Source organism: Streptomyces marianii, from assembly GCF_005795905.1.
GTDB classification, from domain to species: Bacteria; Actinomycetota; Actinomycetes; order Streptomycetales; family Streptomycetaceae; genus Streptomyces; species Streptomyces marianii.
In genome coordinates, this window is the sequence record NZ_VAWE01000001.1 from 4,565,327 (window position 1) to 4,586,219 (window position 20,893).

Consider the following 20,893-nt stretch of genomic DNA (forward strand, 5'->3'; position numbering starts at 1 on the left):
ACGCCCGCGGTGGGGCGGGAGGTGCGTACGTGGGACGGGAGGGTCCGTGAGGAGGTAGCGTGCACTCCTCACTTCGGTACCACTGGGCAAGAGGGCTGCGGCCATGGGCGAACCGATGTCCGCCGCACGTCGGCGAGCCATCTCCCTGAGCCGTGACGAAAACCGGGTCGAGGGGCCGATCGAGGGCCATCACCACGAGACGTACGTGATCCCCCTGCCGCCCGAGGTGGCCGGGGCACTCGGTGTGGACGGCACGGTGCGCTGGAAGTGCCGTGAGCCCAAGCCGGGACTCCTCTGGTTCGACCGCAGGTGCTTCGCGTCCGAGGAGCGGTTGATCGGGGAGCTCCGCGGACGGGTGGGCGGCGTGCCCGAGATCGTCGAGGTCGAGGGCGTTCCGCTGCAGCGATTCGTGGAGGGCGTCACACTGGGCACACGATACGGGCGCGAGGGGTGGCTGCCCTGGGAGGTCGTCGGACAACTCCTCCGTCTGTTCGCCGAGTTGGTGGTGATCCAGCCGGTAGACCTGGACCTCGAACGGACCTGCCGTCCGGCCGACCGGCCCCGCGACGGAGACACCGCGGGATTTCTGCGAGGGCTGATCCGGTTCGTCGAAACCCGGGTCTACCAGGACAACGAGTCCGAATTCGGGGACCTGTTCGAGGTTCTGGGCGTCACGGACGGCTCCCTGCAGGGGCTCCGGGACCGTGCCGAAGGGCTGCGGGAGCGCCCCTTCTGCCTCCTGCACGGGGATCTCCATCGGGAGAACCTCGTCCTGGACGCCCATCGGACGCTCTGGACGATCGACTGGGAGCTCGCGATCGCCGGCGATCCCCTCTACGACCTGGCCACCCATCTCCATCTGGCCGGCTACCCGAACCGGCAGGCCGTGGCGGTCGCCCGGGACTGGGCGCACCGGGTGGAGAGGGCCCGGCCGGGGGCCTCCCGGGGGTGGCGGCACGACCTGAAGCTCCTGTTGGCCTTCAAGGAGGCCCAGTCGGTGTTCACGGACGTCATCCGATCCGCACTGACCGTGTGCGGCCCGGACCCCGACGCGGGCTCCGGGGCCGGGAGGGCGCGGCTGGAGGAGACGGCAGGGCGTCTGCACCGGGTCATGCTGCGCGGCGCCGGTCCGCTCGGGCTGGGCTCCGTGCCCGAGCCGTGGCAGATCGCCGATGCCCTGCAAGCCTGGTGCAAGCGCCGCGCTCAGCTCACCTCGCCCGCCACGTGAACAGCGCAGACGCGCCCGGGAGTTCCATGGCCGGCAGTCCCGCGCACCACACAGGCGCGATCCACGGCGAGTCGCCGACCGGTCGGACGGGGTGAGCGGGTCAGACACTTGGCCTCCCCGGCGGACCCGCCGGACTGACCGGACCCGGATGACTCGGGGAATTCGTCGGGCCCGGGGGCCTCCGCCGTCGCCACACCCCGCCCGGCGGCGGGGAGTCGCCGGAGCCGGCGCACATCGCGTACGGGCAGCAGCGCCACGGTGACGGCGAGGATGCCGGCACAGCAGACCCACATCACCGACGTCGAGCCGATGCGGTCGGCGACCGTCCCCGCCAGCACGTAGGCGAGCGGCACGAGCGCGGTCTCGCCGAACATCGACAGTGACGTGACCCGGCCGATCAGTCCCTCCGGGACCTGCTGCTGCCTGGCCGTCTCGTAGAACACCACGGCGAGTTCCAGGCTCACGCCGCCGACCAGCATGGAGGCGAGCAGCCACGGGAGCTCGGGACGTGCGGCGAGCACGGCGAGGGGCAGTGGCCAGACCAGCTGCACCAGCACACAGGCGAGCATCACCCGCCGCGGCCGCCAGCGCAGCGCGATCAGCGACCCGAGCACCATGCCCCCGGAGAACGCCGACACGGCCCAGCCCCAGTGGGCCTGGCCGCCCGCCCGGCCGGAGAGGACGAGCGGACCGAGAAGCTGGTACCCCGCGAGCCACAGCGGTACGGCGACGGTCCCGGCGAGCGCGTACCCCCACAGCCACGGCCGGCTGCGGAACGCCGCCCAGCCCTCGCGTGCGCCGGTGAGCACGGCGCCGACCGCGCGTGGCGGCGTCACCACCCGCAGACCCGCGAGCACCGCGGAGCACGCGCCGAACGCCACCGCCGCGGCGATCAGCACCTGCCCGTGTCCGAACGCCGTGGCGAGCACCGCCCCGAGACCGGGCACGGCGATCCGCGCCAGGTTCAGCACCAGTCGCAGGCTCGCGTTGGCGCCCTGGAGCGCCGTCGGCGGCACCAGTTGCACGACGAGCCCCTGGAACGCCGGGTGGACGGCGGCGCCCGCCGCACCCGTCGTCACCGCCGCTGCGGCGAACATCCACACCGTGACCCGCTCGGGGGCCAGGAGCAGCAGCAGACCCGTGGTGCCGTGGGCGGCGGCGAGTGCCGCGTTGCCGAGTACGACGACCGTCCTGCGGTCCACCCGGTCCGCCACCACCCCGCCGACCGGGATCAGCAGCGTCTGCGTCAGCACGGAACAGGCCAGGACGAGACCGACGGAGAACCCGTCGCCGCCGGCAGCGAGGACCGCGAAGGCGAGCACGACGTTGACGAGCGCCGTCCCGGCGGTGGACACCCCGCGGCCGACGACGTACCGGACGAAGGCGGGGCGCCATGAGGATGTGCTGCGGGGCATCACTCATGGATACGAGCAGGGCCCCGCCCCGGGCGTGTGATCGAGCCGCACGCCCGGGGCCGCCGGCCACCGTGGCGGTCAGCGCGCCGCGGCGTCGAGAACGGGGACCAACTGCTCCTCCTCGTAGATGAGATGCGCCTCCAGCTCCTCGGTGAGCCGCCCGACTTCGGCCTGAACGAGTGCGGGCTCGGTGCCGTCCGCCGTGACGACGCGGCGCAGTTCGTCCAGGAGTGCCGCGATCCTCCCGTGCTCCTCGCGCAGCCGGTCCATGACCGGTGCGAGTTCCTCGTACCGTCCGGCGAGGAAGGGGAAGAGGGCGGTGTCCTCACCGGTGTGGTGGTTGTGCAGGCCCTGGCAGAGGGTCAGGCAGTTGATCCGGAGCTGGGCGCCGAGCCTGGGGCCGGACGCGGTGGTCTCGGCCCGGATCAGGGCGAGTTCGCGCCGGAAGGCGTCATGGACCGCCTTGATCGCCTCGCCCATGGACGTGGTGCCCGTGCTCGGCGGCCCGTTCTCGACCGACTCGAGGGCGACGACCGGGATCACGCGCTCGGTCTTCGCCTGGTACTCGGCCCAGCCCGGATCCGCCTCCACGGCACGGGCGAAGGCGCGGTCGCGCTCCTCTCCCCGGAGCTCCACGGCGGCCGCCTCGTAGGTGAAGACACCGTCCTCGACGGTGACCCGGGGGTCCGCGAGGATGTTGTGGTACCAGTCGGGGTGCTTCGGCGAGCCGCCCGCGGAGGCGATGACGAGAACGCGTTCGCCGCCGTCGGGGAGGTAGCCGACAGGGGTGGTGTGCGGGGCGCCGGACCGTGCTCCGGTGGTGGTCAGAAGGAGCAGCCGGGCTCCCTCGAAACAGCCTCCGACGCGGCCGCGGTTGGCGCGGAACTCATCGATGACCTGCTGATTGAAATCGTTCGGCATTCTCTGCCTTCTTCTGGTGGATTCTTCTGTTTTCCCGGTTTTCGGGCACGGCGAATTCACCCCTGGAACGGCGCGTCACGGCGACTCGGGGCGGATGGGGAGCGGCGCGTCACGCGGGGGGGGGCGTACGAGCGGCGCGACGCGTACGGGCACGCGGGCGGTGCGATACGTCACGGGTACGGTGCGTACGTCCTGCGGGCGTGCATGTCCGGGGCGGACGCGCTTACGGCCGTGCGGGCTCACGCGCGTGTGCGCGGCACAGGACGGTGTGCGCTTCGGTTCCGAGGAAGGCGGTCGACGACACGCGCCGCGGAAAGCGGAAAAGGCGGGCCTCTCGCCCGCCTCGGCATCACGCCGAGGCCGGGTGCCCTACTCGTTCGTGGCCCATGGCCGACCCGGCAGTCACTCGCTCAAGTTAATGCCCAACGGGCTTGTGGGCAACACCGATTTCCGGTCCGTGAAAGGGAATACGGCGGTGGTCGGGACGTCCGGGAGAACACCGCCGGCCCCCCTCGCGCATCTGGAGGAGAACGTGGCTGCGGGCGCGCTGCGGCTGACCGAGGAGGACATGGCCGTCCTGTCGAGCGTCCCGAACGTCTGACGTCGGTGGATTCGTCCGGGGCGGTGCCGGGCGGCGCGTGGGCGGACGCCGGCCCTGCCCCTCGCCCCTGCCGGTCCCGACCGACGCCCGGCCGAGGTTCGCCCTGGCCGGCCCCGGCCATCAGGCCGTCCGGGAACACCGCTCCGGGCCGCCGGGCCTCGGTCGCGTGGCCTACTTGGCGCGCGGCTGGTTGAACCGGAGCATGTTCCCGGCCGGGTCGCGGAAGGCGCAGTCGCGGACGCCGTACGGCTGGTCCATGGGTTCCTGCAGCACCTCGCCGCCTGCGGCGCGGATCCGCTCGAACGTGGCGTCGACGTCGTCGGTCCGGAAGATCACGCCGCGCAGCATGCCCTTGGCCAGCAGTTCGGCCACCGCCTGGCGGTCGGCGTCCGTGGCGTTCGGGTCCGCGAGCGGCGGTTCGAGGACGATCTCCACGTCCGGCTGGGAGGGCGAGCCCACGGTGACCCAGCGCATGCCCTCGAAACCGACGTCGTTGCGCACCTCCAGGCCGAGGGCGTCGCGGTAGAAGGCGAGCGCCTTGTCGTGGTCGTCGACGGCGATGAAGCACTGCGAAAGCTTGATGTCCATGCCCGTCACGCTACGGACCGGCGGGGCCGCTCGCTTCTCCGTTCCTGACCGGCCTGGTGTGGATCTTCGCGATGCAGGCCGGGATTGCCGATCCATGGTCGTGGTCGCGTGCCCGGTAGGCGCTGGGGCTCTCGCCGACCAGCTCGGTGAACCGCGAGCTGAAGGACCCCAGCGAGGTGCAGCCGACCTCCATGCAGACCTCCGTCACGGACAGGTCGCCACGCCGCAGCAGCGCCTTGGCCCGTTCGATGCGGCGGGTCATGAGGTAGCTGTAGGGCGTCTCGCCGTAGGCGGCCCGGAAACTGCGCGAGAAGTGCCCCGCCGACATGAGGGCGATGCGGGCAAGGGCCGGTACGTCCAGAGGCTGTGCGTAGTCGCGGTCCATCGCGTCACGGGCCCGGCGCAGCCTGACGAGGTCGGAGAGGGGTACACGGGACACGGTGGACACCGTACAGACCGGCCGGACGCCGGACGCGTGCGTTCGTGTGACCGCACCCCGTACCCGGTGTCCGGTCTCATTTAGGTCCGGGCGAGGCGGGCCCCTGACCTGCGGTGCCCGGACTTGAGTGAGTCGGGTTTCGCAAGGTCGTCTCACTCAGGTTCGGGTAAGCGGTCTTCTTGGTCAGATGTGGAGTTCGGGCGGGAAGCCGGTCCAGCGCAGTTCTGCGGGCAGGTGCCGCATGTCGTTGCAGAACAGCACGGAGGACGGCTTGCCGGGTGCGTATCGGATGACGGTCAGGGCTCCGTTGCTGTGGTTGAGGCCCATCCAGCGCCACTCGGGTGCGTCGAGGGCAGCTCGGATCAGCCATCCGATGAGGAAATTGTGGGTGACGACCAGTTCATGGCGGGGGCGATCGCCCTCGACGGGGCCCGTGAATTCTGCGAGGGCCTCCCGGGCCAGTGCCGGACCGCGGTTGCGCTCCTCTTCCGGAACCTGAGTGAGGAAGCTGAGCATGGCGTCGGCCGAATCCGGCGGCAGCTCCTCCTTCGCAGGCAGGTAGGGGATGTAGTCGCCGGCCAGTTCCGACTGGTGCAGTGGGACGGCGTCAAGTCGTGTGCTGATCAGCTGGGCCGTCTGCCGCGCCCGGGGCAGCGGCCCGTGGTGGATCACCGAAAGCGGGGTGCTCTGAAGCCGTTCACCGAGGAGAACGGCCTGGCGCCGGCCGCTCTCCGTCAGGGTCGTCTCATCTTCTGACGCTGCACCGTGCCGGGCGAGGTAGAGGTATCGAGCGGCTGTGTCTGTCATGTCCCGGGTCTCCGTCGTCATCCGTGATCTTGTGTGTCAGGGATGGACGCTGAGCTCTTCGTGCGCAGTTCCGTCCTGGTTGCGCTGACTCAGTTGGCGATGAGTGTGGGGACGCCTTCGGGGTTGCCGAGCCGATACTCGATCTCCGCGGCTGACGACTTCACAGTCTTCGTGAGCCAGACGCGGCTGGTGCCGCGAATCGGGCTCTGGGTGGGGAAGGGCTGGTGCAACTGGGCGACGCGCTCTGGGCCGGCCTCGCCCTCTCCATGGAGGCGATCAGCGACCGCCACTCGGCGTTGAGGGGGAAGGGGCCGGTGCGGAGGAGGACGCAGCGGCCCGCGAGTTGCTTGCCGCGGATTCCGATGAACAGCTCGGACTGCTCGACGTTGGTGCCGGCATAGACGAAGGTCGCGGGCAGGTGCTCGGTGAAGTACTTCAGGTGGTCGGAGAGGTCTTCACCGGCGATGGTGGCGTGGTTGAGCAGGTGGATCTCGTCCACCTTACCGACCGCAGGAACTCGGATACCGGCTCTGAACTGCAACGATTCATAGACTACATGTCGGTGACGTTGTATCACCAGAGTCCTTCGTCTCTTGCGTCAGTAGTCTTCGAGAGGGCGGTGAGGCGAGCGTCGCCTGGTTGTTTCTGATGGTCCGTCACTGGCCCTCGACCAACTTGAGGGTCCTATGGTCAGCGGTCATGGCATCACTTGGCACCACGGAATCCGTTGTCTCCCCTCCCTCTCGAACGGTTCTTCCCCGGTCGTATTTGTGCTGGCTCGCGGGGACCCGAGTCTCTTTGGTCGGTGACGCTGCTCTCTACTTCGCTCTCGGCTGGGCGGCCAGTGCTCACGGCGGTCAGATGGCCGCGTTGGTGCTGACTGCGATCACGTTGCCGCGGACCGTGCTCCTGTTGCTGGGCGGGGCGGTAGGTGACCGCTTCGGTGCCCGCCGGGTGATGATCACCGGGGATGTGGTGATGCTCGCGGCTGTACTCGCCCTGGCCGTGGCGGCCCGGATCTGGGGGACGCCATCATGGATGCTGCTCGGGTTCGCCGCTGTGGTCGGGACCGTCGATGCGTTCTATCTCCCCGCGACGGGAGCCATGCCCCGCCGCCTGGTGAGCAAGGAACAACTCCCCCGGGCGATGGCCCTGCAGCAGGCCGGCGGCCAGGTGGCCTCTCTGCTCGGGGCCCCGCTGGGGGCGGTGCTGGTGGCGGTGGCGGGCCTGAGCGGGACGGCTCTGGTCGACGCGGGCAGCTTCGCTGCCGTCCTGGCCGTCATGTTGTGGGTGCGGCCGGCGGCCGAGGCGGAGCGGTCTCCTCGCATGGAGAGCCTGCTTGCGGGGATCGCCGACGGGGTGAAGACCGCTGCGACGGATCCCGTCCTTCGAACCGCGCTGCTGCTGACGGCAGCGGCTGCGGCGGGGCTGCTGCCGGCGGTTGCTCTGCTCGGCCCGCTGCTGGCCCGTTCCAACGGCTGGGGGCCGGGATCGGCGGGCCTGGTCGCCGCAGGGCAGGGCGCCGGAATACTCCTGGCCGCGCTGCTGGCTGCCCGCCTGGGTCCTATGCGCCGGATCGGCATGGGCACGAGCCTCGGTCTGGCGCTCGCTGCGGTGGGACTGGCCGGACTCGCGGCGGCTCCAGCCACTGCCGCAGCCATTGCCGCGGCAGTGGTCGTCGGTGCGGGGTCGGGCATGTTCGCGTGTCACATGGGCCCGCTGGTCCTGGCCGGTGCTCCGGGCACGCACTTGTCCCGGGTCCAGTCGTTGCTGACGCTTGTGCAGAGCCTGGCGCTGGTGGTGGCGAACAACGTGCTGGGCTGGCTCGCGGACGCGGCGGGTGCCAGGAGTGCGATCGCGTTGTGCGCTGTCCTCGGCTGCGTGGCCGGGGTCACCGGTTTGGCCTCGCCCTCGCTGCGGGGTCTGCGTCAGGCCACGTCATAGGACGGACGTCGAGCAGGACCGGGCCGGCGTTTCCCTCTCCAGCGACCGGGAGGGAAACGCCAGGACCCGGGTACCGCTGCCGGACGCGCAGTTCGTGCAGGCGGCCGAGCTGCTTGAGCGCGGTGGTCTTCCCGGTGGTCCATTCCCCGGAGACGATGAGTCCGCGGCGGGCGCCGTGCTCGCGCTGGTTGAGCAGGGTCAGCAGCCGCCCTTGGTGGGCGATGTCCTTGACCGTGGACGTGCGCACGACCTGGAGTTCGGAGTCGTAGACGATGCGGGCCTCGTCGTAGGCGTCCCGCATCGGCGGGCTCAGGGCCTGCCTTCGACGAACCGGCGCCAGGCCTCCAACCGGGTGGAGGGGTCCGTGCGGTCCTCGCCGGGCTCCGGCACTTCCTCGCCGTCCGTCTCCGGCGGGTTCACCACCACCGTTCGGCCTCCTTGCGTGCGTCGAAGATCTCCAGCGGGATCACGTCGGCGAGTTCGTCCTCGTCCGTCTCCACCGGTTCGGCAGCGGGCTCTTCGGCCGGCTCGTCCGGCCGGGGCCAGGACGGTTCGGCGGTGGCCCGGCTCCGGGCGGCGACCTTGCGGTCCCGGCGCGATGTGCGGGACGGATTCGCGGGTTTGTCCTCCGGACCGTCGGCGGCGCGGTCCAGCAGGGCGACGGCGGCCCGGGCAATTTCGTCCTCGGTTGCCGGATCGGTGCCGCGCTGGGCCAGGATGCGGCGGGCGTGGTCCCGGGCCGGTTCGCCCATCGGCGTCGGGACGGTGCGAAGGTGCCGCCAGACGGCGGTGATCCAGCCGCCTTCGCGGTGTTTGCGCACGCCTTGTGTACCGGGACCGTCTCGCCCAGCGGGTAGTAGGTGGTGTTGCCCGCCGCCGTGTACCGGGCCACCAGCGCCGGGGCCCCGATCACGGGCCGGTGGGTGTGGTTGGACGAGCGGAACTCCAGCCCGTCCAGCAGCTTGATAAGCCCACGCCGGTAGTGGTTGGCAGGTCGAACCGGCCCCGGGGAAACCGGCCGAACTGCGTGTAGAACTTCAGCGACACCGCGAAGCCCAGTCGCGTCGCACCGCGCTCACCGGACACGAGCGGCTACTCGTCCCTCAACAGCGTCCAGTGCTCGACCAGGGCGTCCAAGTCCAAAGGGGTACGGGCCTTCCGCTCAACCCACTGGGTGAGGGCTGTCAGGCCGCGCCGGAAGGCCTGCTGTACCTTGCTCGGGTCCTTCGTCGTGCGCGTGCCGCTGGCGTGCCACAAGACGCCTGGGCGGGCTGCACGCCCAGCCTGGACAAGCCCTCCTGCTGCTCGCTCGACAGCTGCTCCCAGGCAGAACGCCACGTGACTTCAGCAGGTGGCCTTGATCGGCGATTCATCGCTCTCGTACTCCTCGCCGCATGTGATGCAGGTGTGGCCTGCCAGGTCGGGATCTTCCGAGACTTCGGCTGTTTGTCGCTCGCTACTCAGAAGCAGTAGTGCGTAGACACGGTCCAGGTTGTCCGCCTGGGCTTCCCAGGTCCACTGCTTCAGCAGTCCCGGGGCGGAGTACACCTCACGATATGCCTTGGGACGGGCAAGGACTGCCTTGACCGCACGGATGTAGTCCTCCGAGTCCTCGGCCTTGAAAACCTCACCCTGGCCGGTCTTCTCGACCGTAGCGGCCATGGTCTTCACATCACTCACAACGAGCGGCAGCCTTGCGTGCGAGTACTCGAAGAACTTGGTGATCAGGGCGATCTCGTGGTTCGGCCAGTGGTGGATCGGGATGACTCCAACGTCCGCGGCCGAGAGAAACGGAACGACCTGGTAATGCGGAACATAGGGCAGGATGTGCAGCCGATCCGCCGCTCCGAGTTCCTCGGCCCGCTGCGCCAGACTCTTCATGTACGCCGAGTCGGTTCGTAGCACGACTAGCGCTACATGCAGATCAGGCAGGGCTGGCAACGACTCGACCATGATGTCGAGGCCGCGCTGTGGGGCCGCCGCGCCGCTGTACACGCACAGCGGAACATCGGGGCCAATGCCGCACAGCCCACGCAGATCCGGAATCGGCTCCGCGGCATGCTCGGGCGCCACCTCCTCTTCGGGCGCGTTGAGCACCACAAACGGTCGTGCTCTGAGGTTGTGCTCCTTGGCCAGCAAATCAGCCAGGGTGTCGGACACAGTCACGACGGCGTCTGCGTACGGAGCGTACTCACGCTCGTGGGAGATCTGGGCAACGTGCCAGCGCGGATGCGGGTCCCACGGCTTGATGCCCGAGACCAGCTCGTGCGCGTCCCAGACCAGCTTGACGTCACGCCCCTCGGCTCGTGCGCGGAGCGCCGCCCTGGCCCCGACTCCGAGCATGCGGAAGTCGTTGGCGTGGATCAGATCGGGCTTGAGTTGGTCAATGACTTTCCCGTACGCCAGCTCCAGGTCCCACAAGTGCGGGTCGAGCCTGCGCCAGGCTCGGTTGCCCATGGTCCGCAGCCAGAATGCGGTCGTGACACGGTCGAGAAGCGAATCCATCCGCTTGCGGCGCTTCTCGAGGATCCGCGTCTGCCTGGCCCGCAACCTGATCCAGAGGCTCTGCACTCTGGCCGCAATGCGCGGTATGACCAGTTGGAGTGTGGCCGCCGTCGAACCCTGCTGCCGGGCGAGGATACGACGCGTGTTGAGGTCGACGCGCCAGGCCATGGACTTCTGCCTGCGGAATGAGGCGAGGGGGCCGGGCGGGTAGGCCAAGGGCGCACGGAGGACAGCACGACGGTATTCATGCCGGCGTCGCTTCATAGGCCCGGGCACATGCAGGAGCCTGACCTCGGCGCCACCGATCTGCCAGGACTGTGTCTCCTTGGTGGGCGACTTGCCGACGAGGAAGACGTCCCAGCCCGCCGCCGCTGCGGACCGCGCTTCCTTTTGGACGCGCGAGTCGCCGTTGACGCCATTATCGACGAGCATGACGATACGACCGCGAGTGCCACCCCGCTGGGCCAAATTACAGCAATGCTTCATTTGCAGGTTCTTTCAGTTCTGCGACACAAGGCACAGTGAGGCCGAAGGTGTCGAAATCCTGCAGAGAGGCGGCACGGGGGCGAAACGCACCCGCTTCGGTTCTCCCTGTGGCGTAGTCCCTCACATAGCGGCGGGCCGCTGGTAGGACAAGAGCAGAAAAGGGGTGCGGGGACCCCACCCCCGTCGGGGTCCCCGCACACGTCGGGCGGCCGTTGGTCAACGGGCCGTGAGCCACGTCCTGCTGAGGGCGATGGCCTTGAGCTCGTCCAGGGTGATGAGTGGAGCGGCTCCTCGCTTGGCGGACTTCGGGGTCGGGGCGTTGTACGCCGTGAAGATCATGCTGAGACCGTTCACCCGGTTCACGCCGACCTGCAGTTCGATGACCCCGGGCTGGCTGCCAGGCCGGCTGCGGGCGCTGATCTTGGTCCCGTCGGGCAGTACCTTGGCGTCCACCATGGTGGCCGCCGCCCACCGGGTCGCGTCGATATAGGTCTCGGCGCCGTTTCCGTCGGACACCACGACATGCCCCTCGGCGCCGGAGGAAGCGCCCTCCGAGGACACGTTCAGCCGCTCGGGCAGCAGGTACTTGAGAATGGGCAGCATGTCGCCCGGTTCGGCCTCGGAGCCCGGCGCCACCGTGCCGAAGGCGTTCGGCTCTCCGGCGGGGGTGAGGGAGCCGTCGGCGAACATCGCCAGATGGCGCAGCTTGCCGGGGTTCATGCGCGGGTTGTGGCCCTGGGGTGGGACAGAGCCCGACACCTGCACGTTCTGGGTGCTGGTCTCGATGACGTAGCCGTTCGGGGAGACCGTGGTGACCGCCCACTTCTTGACGCCGCCGGCCTTGCCCGCTTCCGTGTAGCCCTTCACGGCCCGGTCGCCTGGCTGGTTGGTGCACTCCTCGTACGGTGAGCCCTTCGTGTCCGGGCAGACGAGCAGCTTCTTCACCCCGGCGTCCGCGGGGTCGGCGCGGCGTACGGACAGCGTGACCTTCTCCTCGCCGAAGCTGGTGTCGAAGACGATGGACGCGGTCGCGGGCCTGGCCGCGTCGGTGCTGCCCGAGCTCTCCACAGCGGGTTTCATGACAACGATCCCGGACCTGTTCATGGCGTTCTCCAGGATGCCGCCGATCTCCTCGGCGGTGATCGCGAAGTGGTCGTAGTCCCGAGGGGGCGTGGGCGTTGCTGCGGACTCGTCGGCGCGTTCGCCACCGCTCAGATACACCCCACCGGTGGCGATCAGCGTCACGGCCAGCGTGCTGCCGGCCACGATGCCCGCGCGCCGGCGGGCCACCCGGCGTCGGCCCCGGGTCAGACCGCCTGCCACGAGGACGCGATGGTCTGCGGTGAACGTGCCCCCGGTGTTCTGGAGCACCTTGCCGAGTTCGTCTTCAAAGGGCATGCGGAACCACCAGCTCCTGATCTGGGCCGAACATCAAAAGGGGTCAAGGGACGACGGACGGGCTAGAGAGCCGCGACCAACTCGGAGTGGCTGTCGCCCAGCCGCTCACGCAACCGGGCCAGGGCCCGGGTCGAACGGGTGCGCACCGCGGCGGAACTGACGTGCATCACGTCCGCGGTCTCTTCGATGGTGCGGTCCTCCCAGTACCGGAGCACCACCACGGCGCGGTCCTTGGGCGCGAGCTCCGCCAGCGCGGCGAGCAGCGCGATCCTCAGCGCCGGGTCGTCGCCGTGGCCGGAGGCGGTGTCGGGCAGTTCCGCCAGCGGACGTTCCCCTGTGGAGCGCAGCCTGCGGTGGCTGAGGAAGGTCCGTACGAGGACGGTCTGGGCGTAGGCAGCGGGGTTGTCGATCCGGGCGATCCGGCTCCACATCGCGTACATCCGGCCGAGTGTCTCCTGGACGAGGTCCTCGGCGAGATGGGTGTCGCCGCTGGTCAGCAGGCACGCGGAGCGGTAGAGATGTCCGGCGCGGCTGACCGCGAAGTCCCTGAACTCGTCCGCGCGGGCCGATCTCATGCCTTCCCCCTTCATGCTCCATGGTGTCGCTTGTGCCGCTTGCGACGTCCTCCATCTGTTCGACGCGCCACCCCCTGCCGAATGTTTCACCCGCCTTTTCCAGCAGAGGGCCGGGCGTGCCACGACGCCCGGCCCGCACCCTCGTCCGCTCAGCCTTCGTCGTGTGAGCGCCCTCCGCTCGTGGCGGTCCCGGTCTGCCGGAACAGCCATTCGGACTCCAGCTCCGCGTAGCCGGGCTTGATCACGTCGTTCATCATCGCGAGACGTTCATCGGTGCTGTTGCTGCCCGACGGCGAGCCCGAGTCGGCTCGCGGCCCGTCTGTACGACCCCGGGCTCACCCACGCGGGTGGCGCCACGGCAAGATCACCGCCGTTTGCGGCTGGTGACGATCCTGCTGGCTTATTCCGTGCCCGGCGGGGCTGGCGGCTCGTTGGTCGGGGCAGCAGCGGCCGTCTTGGCGTTCCCGGTCGCGGGGGTGGGGTGTGGGATGTCGATGCGGCCGAGGCCGTGGCCGGAGGTGCCTGAGCTGACCGCGCGGGTGGCGCGGGCGGTGGCGGCACGGGGGCCGTATCCGTTGGCGATGCGGGTCCGTGACGAGCTGGGCGAGTTGTTCGCGGACGCCGAGTTCGCCGAGGCGTTCGGAGCCGGAGGCCGGCCGGGCTGGTCACCGGGCCAGCTGGCGCTGGTGACGGTGGTGCAGTTCGCCGAGAACCTCACCGACCGGGCGGCAGCGCAGCGGGTGCGGTACGGCATGGACCTGAAGTACGCGCTCGGTCTGGAGCTGGATGATCACCTCTACTACCATGAACGCGTCGAGGTGCGGCGGGCTCGGAGGGGGCGACGTGGCAGCGACCAAAAAATTGGTGTGTTTGGCCAATTCCCGCAAACATGGTGGACGGTGCGTTGCGGGAATTGAAGTTAGTTCGAACAGTTGGATTCGTCCCGTCAGTGGTCGTCCAGGTCATGAGGTCTCCGCGGCTGAGCGACAATATCCGAGTGGGGCCGAACCGCGTCTGCTTGACATTGTCTCCATGCGACTCATCGAGCCTAAGCCCATCGACTTCCATCGGGAAAACTGGCTCGTTGATTCCACCGTCCGCTGGCAAAAGGAAGGGCAGATCGGGTGGGATGATCTGTGCCTCCTGGAAGAATCCTCTTTACGGTTATGGAGGAACGGCTACCACACAAACGCCAGGGCTCCGTCAAGTTCCGCGGATGAGCGGGTGGTTGACGATCAGGGCCGGTAGGAGCGGATAGCAGTGCAGGCACGAGGGTTCGTGATCATTGTGGTGACTAAGCCAGATGATCATGAGGATGTCCCGTGCCTGCCGTTGCATCTTCCCCTATACCTGCCGTGCTGGAGAAGCTGGGTCCGCTGGATGCGGACCGGATCGCTGACCTGTGCCCCTACCTCGCATCGGTGCCCGATCCGCGTTCTCGCCGGGGCCGCTGGTACTCCCTGGTGTCGATCCTGCTGGTGTGTGCCTGCGCGGCCGTGTCAGGTGCGAAGAGCCTGGACGAGATCGCCGAGTTCGCCGAGCGGGCCACGAACACCCTGCTGGCAACCCTGAGGATCCGCCGTCACCTGCTCGGCTGGCGGCGCAGCCCCAAGCCGGTCACCATCGGACGCGTCCTCATGGCGGTCGACGGCGATGCTTTGGACCAGGCCGTGGGCGCCTACCTCGCTGACCAGCACCGCAAGTCCGCGTGCGCGGATGCGTCAGCGGCCCGACCGCGGCGGGTCATCGCCGTGGACGGCAAGGCGCTGAAGGGCTCGGCCCACCTGGCCGCGCCGCGCCGGCACCTGCTCGCGGCGGTCACGCATCACCCCGTCGCCACGCTCGCACAGGTCGAGGTCGGCGCGAAGACCAACGAGACGCGGCACTTCAAGCCCCTGCTGGCACCACTCCACCTCGCTGACGCCGTGGTCACCTTCGACGCCCTGCACTCGGTGAAGGCCAACATCACCTGGCTGGTCGAGACGAAGAAGGCACACTACATCGCGGTCATCAAGACCAACCAGCCCACCGCGTACGCCCAGCTCGCCGCTCTGCCCTGGACATCGATCACCGTCCAGCACACCGCCTCCGCCACCGCCCACGGACGGCGCGAGTCCCGGTCGATCAAGACCTGTTCCATCGCCGACAGCCTCGGCGGGATCGCCTTCCCCCACGCCCGCCTCGCCATCCGCGTCCACCGCCGCCGCAAGCCCACCGGCAAGCCCGAGAGTCGCGAGAGCGTCTACGCCGTCACCAGCCTGGATATCCACCAGACCAGCCCCGCCGGCCTCGCCACCGCCATCCGCGGGCACTGGGGAATCGAGAATTCCTCCCACTACATCCGAGATGTCACCTTCGCCGAGGACGCCTCGACCGTCCACACCGGCAACGCGCCCCGCGCCATGGCTACCTTCCGCAACCTCGCCATTGGCACCCTGAAGATCCTCGGAGCCGACAACATCGCCAAGACCACCCGCGCCATCCGCCACGAACCCGAACGAGCACTCGCCATCCTGGGCATCACCAACAACCCCGACACTCACGGAACTTGATCAAGCCCTGCACAAACGCTGGCAACAATGACCGAGTGCCAGCCGACCAGGAGGGAACAGTGACGAACTCACTCAAGCTCATCCGGGTCGATGGTGCGACGATGCACGTGGATCACCCTTGGTCCAATGATGCGAGGCCGACCGTGCGCGCTCATTTTCAACACGCCGGATCCTTTTATTCCCTGAAAGTGACCGACCCGGTCTGCGAAGAGAGATTCCGGGACCGGGGTATCGGACGTTACCCGCTGGGTGATTCCTTCTTGACGATAAGCCTCAGTGAGGAGTTCGAGGGTTACCTCTACAAGTTGGTGGCGGCAGTCATTGAGCGCGCCGAAGTGGAACCAAGTAGCAGGCGGTGACATCCGGCATGATACTGACTATCGGTCACTCCAACCATGAATTTTCGACATTGGTCGGGCTGCTTCAGCAGAACGAGGTAACCGCAGTCGCCGATGTCCGCTCGGTTCCTGTCAGTCGGTTCACTCCGCAATTTAACCGGGTCCCACTGGAGCACGGTTTGCACGAGGCCGGCATGAAATACGTTTTCCTGGGCAAGGAACTCGGAGCGCGTACAGAGGACACCACCTGCTACGTCGACGGCCAAGTGCAGTACGGCCGCCTTGCGCAGACGCCTGGTTTCATGAGCGGCATTGATCGCTTGACAAAAGGCGCACGAACCGAGCGGATCGCCATTATGTGCGCCGAAGGTGAGCCCTTGGACTGCCATCGCACGGTACTCGTCGCGCAGGTGCTCGCCGAGCGCGGCGTTACGATCAGCCACATCCATGGCAACGGGCGAATCGAGAGCCACACCGCAGCGATGGAGCGCCTAATGGCCAAATTTGGGCTGGCGGAGGACGAACTGTTCCGGACTCCGGCTGAGCGTCTCAAAGAGGCACTGAGTCGCCAGGAAAGCCGGATCGCGTACGTCAAGGATGAGTTTCGTGCCGACAAGGCAACAGAGGCATGAAAATCTACACTATCGGGTTCACGAAGAAATCCGCCGAGAAGTTCTTCGGTCTGTTGCGCACATCGGGCGCGACGACCCTGGTCGACGTCCGACTTAATAACGTTTCACAACTGGCAGGCTTCGCCAAACGGGACGACCTGAGGTTCTTCCTCGGTGAGCTCTGCGGTATGGGGTACACGCACAGACCTGACCTGGCGCCGACGCAGGCCATCCTCGATGACTACAAAAAGCAGGGAACCGGTTGGGAGACATACGAAAACCGATTCCTGAAACTGATGGAGCAACGGACCATTGAGGATACCGTCCCACAGGGCCTGATCGACAACGCAGTTCTGCTTTGCAGCGAGGACAAACCGCACCACTGCCACCGCCGGTTGGTCGCGGAGTATCTCGCTGATCGTTGGGGCAGCGTCACAGTCGAGCACCTAGTGTGAAGCCTCGATCCACCGGTCAGCTCTCGAGGCGTTTGCTGGGGCTGATGTCGTCAACCCAGATCGGCGCCGCGACCGCGCCACCCTCTCCGTCGATGGCGGGTCCTGTAAAGGACCGGAGGGACGGGGGCGCATCCTTCACTCCGAGTACTCGGAATTCCGCGCAGCCCAGTCCTCTCGCCCCGGCCTGGCCCTCGCTGTCGTCACCAGCGACCCTCACGCTCTGGACCCGGCCTGAACTCCACTTGACGACTGAGCGGACAGCGGGGCACCGCGAGAGGGGGAGCCGGATGGACCGGGCGGAACTCGCCGGGATGCTGGGAGACCAGACCACGGCCTGCGATGTCGCCAGAGCGGCGCTTCTCGACGGAGGGGACTTCGTCGTATGGGACGGCAGTGTTCCCAGCCAGCAGCTCGCCGGCATCTACGCGGCTCGCCTCCGACGGGCGAGGAAGCGAGGTACTGAGACTCTCGCCCTGCCGTCTACCGTCGACATCCTCACCCGGCTCGAAGCCACTCAGGTCGGGATCGGCTGCATCTTCTCACCGGACCGGACGTGGGCCTTCATGCTCTTCTTCGCCGACGACGCCAGCGCGGTCCTCGCCTGTACGGGGGTCCGCCGAGCTGAGCGGTGACAGTTGCCTTGCTCAAGTGACACGCAGCCGTCCGGGTGAGGAGGCGCACAATTGCAAGCGGGTGCTTGCAATTGTTAGCAAGAGTGGCGCACCATCGGAACCATGGCATCCCTCAACGTCGGCAGTCTCGGTGACTATCTCCGCGAGCAGCGGCGCAACGCGCAGCTGTCGCTGCGGCAGCTCGCCGACGCCGCCGGGGTGTCCAATCCGTATCTGAGCCAGATCGAGCGCGGGCTGCGCAAGCCGAGCGCGGAGGTGCTGCAGCAGGTCGCCAAGGCGCTGCGGATCTCCGCCGAGACGCTGTACGTCCGGGCCGGGATCCTCGACGAGCGCGAACGGGACGAGCTGGAGACGCGGGCGGTCATCCTGGCCGATCCCTCGATCAACGAGCGGCAGAAGCAGGTGCTTCTGCAGATCTACGAATCGTTCCGCAAGGAGAACGGCTTCGGCGCCGATACGGATAAGGACACCTCTGAGGACGGCCCCCGCACGGCCGCAGGAAGTGGTGCCGACCAACCCTCATCACCCGAAGTCTGAACCGACGAATCTGCGATCCGGGAGGACCACAGTCATGGCCATCACCGATGACCTGCGCAAGACCCTCACCGACCCGACCCCCCTCTACTTCGCGGCCGGTACGGCCGACCTGGCCGTGCAGCAGGCGAAGAAGGTGCCCGCGCTGATCGACCAGCTGCGCGCCGAGGCGCCCGCCCGTATCGACGCCGTACGGGAGACCGATCCGAAGGCCGTGCAGGCGAAGGTGGTGGCTCAGGCCCGGGAGGCCCAGGCCACCGTGCAGGCCAAGGTGACCGAGGTGCTCGGGAACCTGGACACCGACCTGAAGAAGTTCGGCGAGAACGCGCAGGACCTGGCGCTGCGCAGCGTGGGCGTGGCCGCGGAGTACGCGGTCCGGGCCCGCGAGACCTACGAGAAGGTCGCCGAGCACGGTGAGCAGGCCGTGAAGTCGTGGCGCGGCGAGGCCGCGGAGGAGATCGCCGAGATCGCCGTCGCCGTCGAGCCCAAGGCGGAGCCGAAGCCCAAGGCCGAGGCGCCGAAGGCCAGCAACGGAGCGGCGAAGCCCCAGGCCGCCCCGAAGCCGGCGGCCAGGGCCGAGGAGAGGAAGCCGGCGCCGCCGGCCGCCCGCAAGCCCGCGCCCCGCAAGCCCGTGGCGAAGAAGTCCACCAGCCCGCAGGCCGGGAAGTAGCCGGGAAGTAGTGGTACCGCCCCACGCGCGGCCTCGCGGTCGCGGGCGGGGCGCACATCCCACGGGCCGGGCACCTTCGAGGTTCCCGGCCCGTTGTGCGGGTACGTTGGCCTTGTCCTGGCCGTACCGTGGTCGTGACGCGTTTCAACCCACTAGGCGGTGCACAGCATGTTGCTCGAGGGATTCGGCACGATTCTCTGGCTGCTCAATCTGGCCATGCTCATTCTCGCCCTGGTCGCGCTGGGGTTCGCCGCCTTCGCCCGTGAGGACGCTTACCGTGCGGCCGGCAAGCAGTCGAAGATGTTCTGGCTGATCCTGCTCGGTGTCACGGTCGCCGTGAACGTGTTCGTCCCGATGCTGTTCCTGCAGATCGCCGGGCTGATCGCGACGATCGTCTTCATGGTCGACGTCCGCCCCGCCCTCCAGCAGGTGTCCGGTGGCGGCCGGCGCGGCGGCTCCAGCAGCGACGGGCCGTACGGCCCTTACAACGGCGGACGGTAGGGCGGTCGGGCCCGTCCAGGGCGGGCCCTCGCCCAACTCCCTCGCGCTCCCGGATTCCCCCACGCTTCCGGATTCCCCCACGCTTCCGGACTCCCCCACGCTTCCGGACTCCCTCGCGCTCCCGGACTCCCTCACGCCGGACTCCCCCATGGGGGGCTCCGTGCTCACCGTGTCCACGGAGGCGCACCGATCCACACCGCCCGGCGGCACCATCCACGGCACGCGGAGCTGCCAGGGCGCCCGGCGGCGCTCGGAGCGTCCGGGGTAAAGCACCCAGAGGCCCGGCCGCCGGCCGGGCCTCAGCCGTTCGCCCGGTCGCGGTCCAGCAGCAGCACGGCCACGTCGTCGGTGAGATCGCCGCCGTTGAGCTCGCGCACCTCCGCCACCGCGGCCTCCAGCAGCGCCTCTCCGCTGAGCCCGGCCGCGAGCTGCCGGTTGACCATGTCGACCATGCCGTCCTGGCCCAGCCGATCGCCGCCCGGTGCGGTCCGGCCCTCGATCAGGCCGTCCGTGTACATCATCAGGCTCCACGCGGCACCCAGCTCCACCTGCCGGCGCGGCCAGCGGGCGCGCGGCAGCAGGCCCAGGGCCGGGCCGCCGTTCTCGTTCGGGAGCAGCCGCGCGGGCCGGCCCCGGCGGACGATCAGCGGGGAGGGATGCCCGGCCAGGCACAGCCCCGCACGCCGGCCGTCCGGAGCGATGTCGACCGTGCACAGGGTCGCGAAGATCTCGTCGCTCTCGCGCTCGTGCTCCAGCACCTGCTGGAGCGTGGAGAGCAGCTCGTCGCCGCACATTCCGGCGAAGGTCAGCGCACGCCAGGCGATGCGAAGCTCCACGCCCAGGGCGGCCTCGTCGGGGCCGTGCCCGCAGACGTCGCCGATCATCGCGTGGACCGTGCCGTCCGGGGTGCGGACCGTGTCGTAGAAGTCACCGCCGAGCAGGGCGCGCGAGCGTCCCGGGCGGTAGCGGGCCGCGAACCGCAGATCGCTGCCCTGCAGCAGGGGCGTGGGCAGCAGCCCCCGCTCGAGCCGGGCGTTCTCCTGCGCCCGCAGCCGCGACTCGGCGAGCTTCACCTGGGCAATGTCGGCGCGTTTGCGCTCGACGGCGTAGCGGATGGCCCGGCTGAGGACCCGTCCGTCCAGCTCGTCACGGTGCAGGAAGTCCTGAGCCCCGACCCGTACGGCCTCGGCGGCGCGCTCGGCGTCGGCGTCCGCGGTCAGCGCCAGTACGGCGTGCCTGGGCGCGATACGCAGGAGGTGCCGCAGCACGGCGAGCTCGTCGCCCTCGGCGCGGTCGCGGGCTGAGCCGGGCAGCGCGAGGTCCACGAGGATGCAGTGGACGTCGTCCGTGAGGAGCCGCTCGGCCTCGGTGAGGTTGCGGGCGGTGCGGATGCGGACCCGCGTACCGGCGGCGCCGAGCAGTTCGGGGACGGTGAAGGTGCCCGCCGGGTCGTCCTCGATGACGAGGAGCGTGAGGTCGCCTCCGCCCGAGGGCTCCGAGGTGGGGCCGGCGGTGGGACCTGTGGTGACGGGCGCTGGGGCGACGGGGCCTACGGCGACTGACGAGCCGGTCCGCTGGCGCGGAACGGGTACGGGCATCGGTGCGTTTCCTTCCCTCCCCCCGAGGGCGCAGTGGGTCGACGAACGACGTCCCACCAGACGGGGACCATAGCGGTAGCGGGGGGTGCGGGGGA

26 protein-coding genes are annotated in these 20,893 nt (G+C 68.9%); 13 read left to right on the forward strand and 13 right to left on the reverse strand.

Annotation, left to right across the window (positions count from 1 at the left end):
* The first annotated feature begins 103 nt into the window (after positions 1–103).
* Positions 104–1,228 carry a phosphotransferase gene (locus tag FEF34_RS20585; protein WP_138054475.1) on the forward strand — a complete coding sequence of 375 codons (1,125 nt, stop codon included), beginning with the start codon at positions 104–106 and terminating at the stop codon, positions 1,226–1,228.
* Here the strand turns inward: FEF34_RS20585 and FEF34_RS20590 are convergent.
* Together FEF34_RS20590 and FEF34_RS20595 are read right to left on the reverse strand one after the other, a co-directional pair.
* Entirely contained in the window at positions 1,204–2,643 is a 1,440-nt protein-coding gene (locus FEF34_RS20590) for an MFS transporter (RefSeq protein ID WP_138054476.1), read from the reverse strand. The two genes, FEF34_RS20585 and FEF34_RS20590, sit on opposite strands and share 25 nt — an antisense overlap.
* A gap of 78 nt (positions 2,644–2,721) precedes the next feature.
* The gene (locus tag FEF34_RS20595) at positions 2,722–3,564 is read right to left on the reverse strand and encodes a nitroreductase/quinone reductase family protein (protein WP_138054477.1); all 843 of its coding nucleotides are present in this window, start codon (positions 3,562–3,564) and stop codon (positions 2,722–2,724) included.
* A gap of 475 nt (positions 3,565–4,039) precedes the next feature.
* Here FEF34_RS20595 and FEF34_RS43715 point away from each other — a divergent pair, with 475 nt between their 5' ends.
* Positions 4,040–4,165, forward strand: coding sequence for a hypothetical protein (locus FEF34_RS43715; protein ID WP_267905242.1), 126 nt, complete (start codon positions 4,040–4,042; stop codon positions 4,163–4,165).
* Positions 4,166–4,336: 171 nt separating this feature from the next.
* On the opposite strand, the gene FEF34_RS20600 is transcribed toward FEF34_RS43715, so the two are convergent.
* The 4 genes from FEF34_RS20600 to FEF34_RS20615 form a co-directional block, all read right to left on the reverse strand.
* Entirely contained in the window at positions 4,337–4,753 is a 417-nt protein-coding gene (locus tag FEF34_RS20600) for a VOC family protein (protein WP_138054478.1), read from the reverse strand.
* Between the two features lie 10 nt (positions 4,754–4,763).
* Entirely contained in the window at positions 4,764–5,138 is a 375-nt protein-coding gene (locus FEF34_RS20605) for a helix-turn-helix transcriptional regulator (protein WP_138057615.1), read from the reverse strand.
* Positions 5,139–5,375: 237 nt separating this feature from the next.
* Positions 5,376–5,999: a histidine phosphatase family protein gene (locus tag FEF34_RS20610; RefSeq protein WP_138054479.1), complete on the reverse strand. Its 624-nt coding sequence runs from the start codon at positions 5,997–5,999 to the stop codon at positions 5,376–5,378.
* Positions 6,000–6,159: 160 nt separating this feature from the next.
* On the reverse strand, positions 6,160–6,498 hold the full coding sequence (locus FEF34_RS20615) for a hypothetical protein (protein WP_234042476.1): 339 nt from the start codon (positions 6,496–6,498) through the stop codon (positions 6,160–6,162).
* 200 nt (positions 6,499–6,698) lie between these two features.
* Here FEF34_RS20615 and FEF34_RS20620 point away from each other — a divergent pair, with 200 nt between their 5' ends.
* On the forward strand, positions 6,699–7,943 hold the full coding sequence (locus FEF34_RS20620; RefSeq protein WP_138054480.1) for an MFS transporter: 1,245 nt from the start codon (positions 6,699–6,701) through the stop codon (positions 7,941–7,943).
* Here FEF34_RS20620 and FEF34_RS20625 read toward each other — a convergent pair.
* From FEF34_RS20625 to FEF34_RS20645, 6 genes are all read right to left on the reverse strand, one after another.
* Positions 7,891–8,244, reverse strand: a complete 354-nt coding sequence (locus tag FEF34_RS20625) for a hypothetical protein (RefSeq protein WP_234042478.1) — start codon at positions 8,242–8,244, stop codon at positions 7,891–7,893. The genes FEF34_RS20620 and FEF34_RS20625 overlap by 53 nt on opposite strands.
* A 115-nt stretch (positions 8,245–8,359) precedes the next feature.
* On the reverse strand, positions 8,360–8,764 hold the full coding sequence (locus tag FEF34_RS20630; RefSeq protein ID WP_199800685.1) for a hypothetical protein: 405 nt from the start codon (positions 8,762–8,764) through the stop codon (positions 8,360–8,362).
* A 271-nt stretch (positions 8,765–9,035) separates the two neighbouring features.
* The gene (locus tag FEF34_RS41370) at positions 9,036–9,200 is read right to left on the reverse strand and encodes a hypothetical protein (protein WP_171053030.1); all 165 of its coding nucleotides are present in this window, start codon (positions 9,198–9,200) and stop codon (positions 9,036–9,038) included.
* An 87-nt stretch (positions 9,201–9,287) separates the two neighbouring features.
* Positions 9,288–10,880, reverse strand: coding sequence for a glycosyltransferase family 4 protein (locus FEF34_RS20635; protein ID WP_138054481.1), 1,593 nt, complete (start codon positions 10,878–10,880; stop codon positions 9,288–9,290).
* 270 nt (positions 10,881–11,150) lie between these two features.
* On the reverse strand, positions 11,151–12,332 hold the full coding sequence (locus FEF34_RS20640) for a hypothetical protein (RefSeq protein ID WP_138054482.1): 1,182 nt from the start codon (positions 12,330–12,332) through the stop codon (positions 11,151–11,153).
* 62 nt (positions 12,333–12,394) lie between these two features.
* Positions 12,395–12,907 (reverse strand): SigE family RNA polymerase sigma factor, encoded by a 513-nt coding sequence (locus FEF34_RS20645; RefSeq protein WP_138054483.1) that lies wholly within the window; start codon positions 12,905–12,907, stop codon positions 12,395–12,397.
* Positions 12,908–13,290: 383 nt separating this feature from the next.
* Between FEF34_RS20645 and FEF34_RS44280 the strand changes: the two genes are divergently transcribed.
* From FEF34_RS44280 to FEF34_RS20690, 10 genes are all read left to right on the forward strand, one after another.
* On the forward strand, positions 13,291–13,824 hold the full coding sequence (locus FEF34_RS44280; protein ID WP_407698289.1) for a transposase: 534 nt from the start codon (positions 13,291–13,293) through the stop codon (positions 13,822–13,824).
* Positions 13,712–14,155, forward strand: a complete 444-nt coding sequence (locus tag FEF34_RS44285; RefSeq protein WP_407698290.1) for a dual OB domain-containing protein — start codon at positions 13,712–13,714, stop codon at positions 14,153–14,155. The genes FEF34_RS44280 and FEF34_RS44285 overlap by 113 nt, the downstream gene beginning before the upstream one ends.
* Before the next feature lie 107 nt (positions 14,156–14,262).
* Entirely contained in the window at positions 14,263–15,459 is a 1,197-nt protein-coding gene (locus FEF34_RS20655) for an ISAs1 family transposase (protein WP_138051345.1), read from the forward strand.
* A gap of 35 nt (positions 15,460–15,494) precedes the next feature.
* The gene (locus FEF34_RS20660) at positions 15,495–15,818 is read left to right on the forward strand and encodes a dual OB domain-containing protein (RefSeq protein ID WP_407698291.1); all 324 of its coding nucleotides are present in this window, start codon (positions 15,495–15,497) and stop codon (positions 15,816–15,818) included.
* A gap of 8 nt (positions 15,819–15,826) precedes the next feature.
* On the forward strand, positions 15,827–16,429 hold the full coding sequence (locus tag FEF34_RS20665; protein WP_138054485.1) for a DUF488 domain-containing protein: 603 nt from the start codon (positions 15,827–15,829) through the stop codon (positions 16,427–16,429).
* Complete coding sequence (locus tag FEF34_RS20670) at positions 16,426–16,863, forward strand: DUF488 domain-containing protein (protein WP_138054486.1); 438 nt, start codon at positions 16,426–16,428, stop codon at positions 16,861–16,863. The genes FEF34_RS20665 and FEF34_RS20670 overlap by 4 nt, the downstream gene beginning before the upstream one ends.
* A 287-nt stretch (positions 16,864–17,150) precedes the next feature.
* On the forward strand, positions 17,151–17,495 hold the full coding sequence (locus FEF34_RS20675; RefSeq protein WP_138054487.1) for a hypothetical protein: 345 nt from the start codon (positions 17,151–17,153) through the stop codon (positions 17,493–17,495).
* A 102-nt stretch (positions 17,496–17,597) separates the two neighbouring features.
* The gene (locus FEF34_RS20680) at positions 17,598–18,032 is read left to right on the forward strand and encodes a helix-turn-helix domain-containing protein (protein WP_138054488.1); all 435 of its coding nucleotides are present in this window, start codon (positions 17,598–17,600) and stop codon (positions 18,030–18,032) included.
* A 34-nt stretch (positions 18,033–18,066) separates the two neighbouring features.
* Positions 18,067–18,699: a hypothetical protein gene (locus FEF34_RS20685; protein WP_138054489.1), complete on the forward strand. Its 633-nt coding sequence runs from the start codon at positions 18,067–18,069 to the stop codon at positions 18,697–18,699.
* A 168-nt stretch (positions 18,700–18,867) separates the two neighbouring features.
* On the forward strand, positions 18,868–19,200 hold the full coding sequence (locus FEF34_RS20690; RefSeq protein WP_138054490.1) for a DUF2516 family protein: 333 nt from the start codon (positions 18,868–18,870) through the stop codon (positions 19,198–19,200).
* A 299-nt stretch (positions 19,201–19,499) separates the two neighbouring features.
* Here FEF34_RS20690 and FEF34_RS20695 read toward each other — a convergent pair whose 3' ends face one another.
* Positions 19,500–20,798 carry a PP2C family protein-serine/threonine phosphatase gene (locus tag FEF34_RS20695; protein ID WP_138054491.1) on the reverse strand — a complete coding sequence of 433 codons (1,299 nt, stop codon included), beginning with the start codon at positions 20,796–20,798 and terminating at the stop codon, positions 19,500–19,502.
* Positions 20,799–20,893 lie beyond the last annotated feature (95 nt).

Coding starts and splice junctions, on each gene's coding strand:
- FEF34_RS20585 (WP_138054475.1), top strand. CDS start 104: ATGGGCGAACCGATGTCCGCCGCACGTCGGCGAGCCATCTCCCTGAGC.
- FEF34_RS20590 (WP_138054476.1), bottom strand. CDS start 2,643: ATGCCCCGCAGCACATCCTCATGGCGCCCCGCCTTCGTCCGGTACGTC.
- FEF34_RS20595 (WP_138054477.1), bottom strand. CDS start 3,564: ATGCCGAACGATTTCAATCAGCAGGTCATCGATGAGTTCCGCGCCAAC.
- FEF34_RS20600 (WP_138054478.1), bottom strand. CDS start 4,753: ATGGACATCAAGCTTTCGCAGTGCTTCATCGCCGTCGACGACCACGAC.
- FEF34_RS20605 (WP_138057615.1), bottom strand. CDS start 5,138: ATGGACCGCGACTACGCACAGCCTCTGGACGTACCGGCCCTTGCCCGC.
- FEF34_RS20610 (WP_138054479.1), bottom strand. CDS start 5,999: ATGACAGACACAGCCGCTCGATACCTCTACCTCGCCCGGCACGGTGCA.
- FEF34_RS20620 (WP_138054480.1), top strand. CDS start 6,699: ATGGCATCACTTGGCACCACGGAATCCGTTGTCTCCCCTCCCTCTCGA.
- FEF34_RS20625 (WP_234042478.1), bottom strand. CDS start 8,244: ATGCGGGACGCCTACGACGAGGCCCGCATCGTCTACGACTCCGAACTC.
- FEF34_RS20635 (WP_138054481.1), bottom strand. CDS start 10,880: ATGCTCGTCGATAATGGCGTCAACGGCGACTCGCGCGTCCAAAAGGAA.
- FEF34_RS20640 (WP_138054482.1), bottom strand. CDS start 12,332: ATGCCCTTTGAAGACGAACTCGGCAAGGTGCTCCAGAACACCGGGGGC.
- FEF34_RS20645 (WP_138054483.1), bottom strand. CDS start 12,907: ATGAGATCGGCCCGCGCGGACGAGTTCAGGGACTTCGCGGTCAGCCGC.
- FEF34_RS44285 (WP_407698290.1), top strand. CDS start 13,712: ATGAACGCGTCGAGGTGCGGCGGGCTCGGAGGGGGCGACGTGGCAGCG.
- FEF34_RS20665 (WP_138054485.1), top strand. CDS start 15,827: ATGATACTGACTATCGGTCACTCCAACCATGAATTTTCGACATTGGTC.
- FEF34_RS20670 (WP_138054486.1), top strand. CDS start 16,426: ATGAAAATCTACACTATCGGGTTCACGAAGAAATCCGCCGAGAAGTTC.
- FEF34_RS20675 (WP_138054487.1), top strand. CDS start 17,151: ATGGACCGGGCGGAACTCGCCGGGATGCTGGGAGACCAGACCACGGCC.
- FEF34_RS20680 (WP_138054488.1), top strand. CDS start 17,598: ATGGCATCCCTCAACGTCGGCAGTCTCGGTGACTATCTCCGCGAGCAG.
- FEF34_RS20685 (WP_138054489.1), top strand. CDS start 18,067: ATGGCCATCACCGATGACCTGCGCAAGACCCTCACCGACCCGACCCCC.
- FEF34_RS20690 (WP_138054490.1), top strand. CDS start 18,868: ATGTTGCTCGAGGGATTCGGCACGATTCTCTGGCTGCTCAATCTGGCC.
- FEF34_RS20695 (WP_138054491.1), bottom strand. CDS start 20,798: ATGCCCGTACCCGTTCCGCGCCAGCGGACCGGCTCGTCAGTCGCCGTA.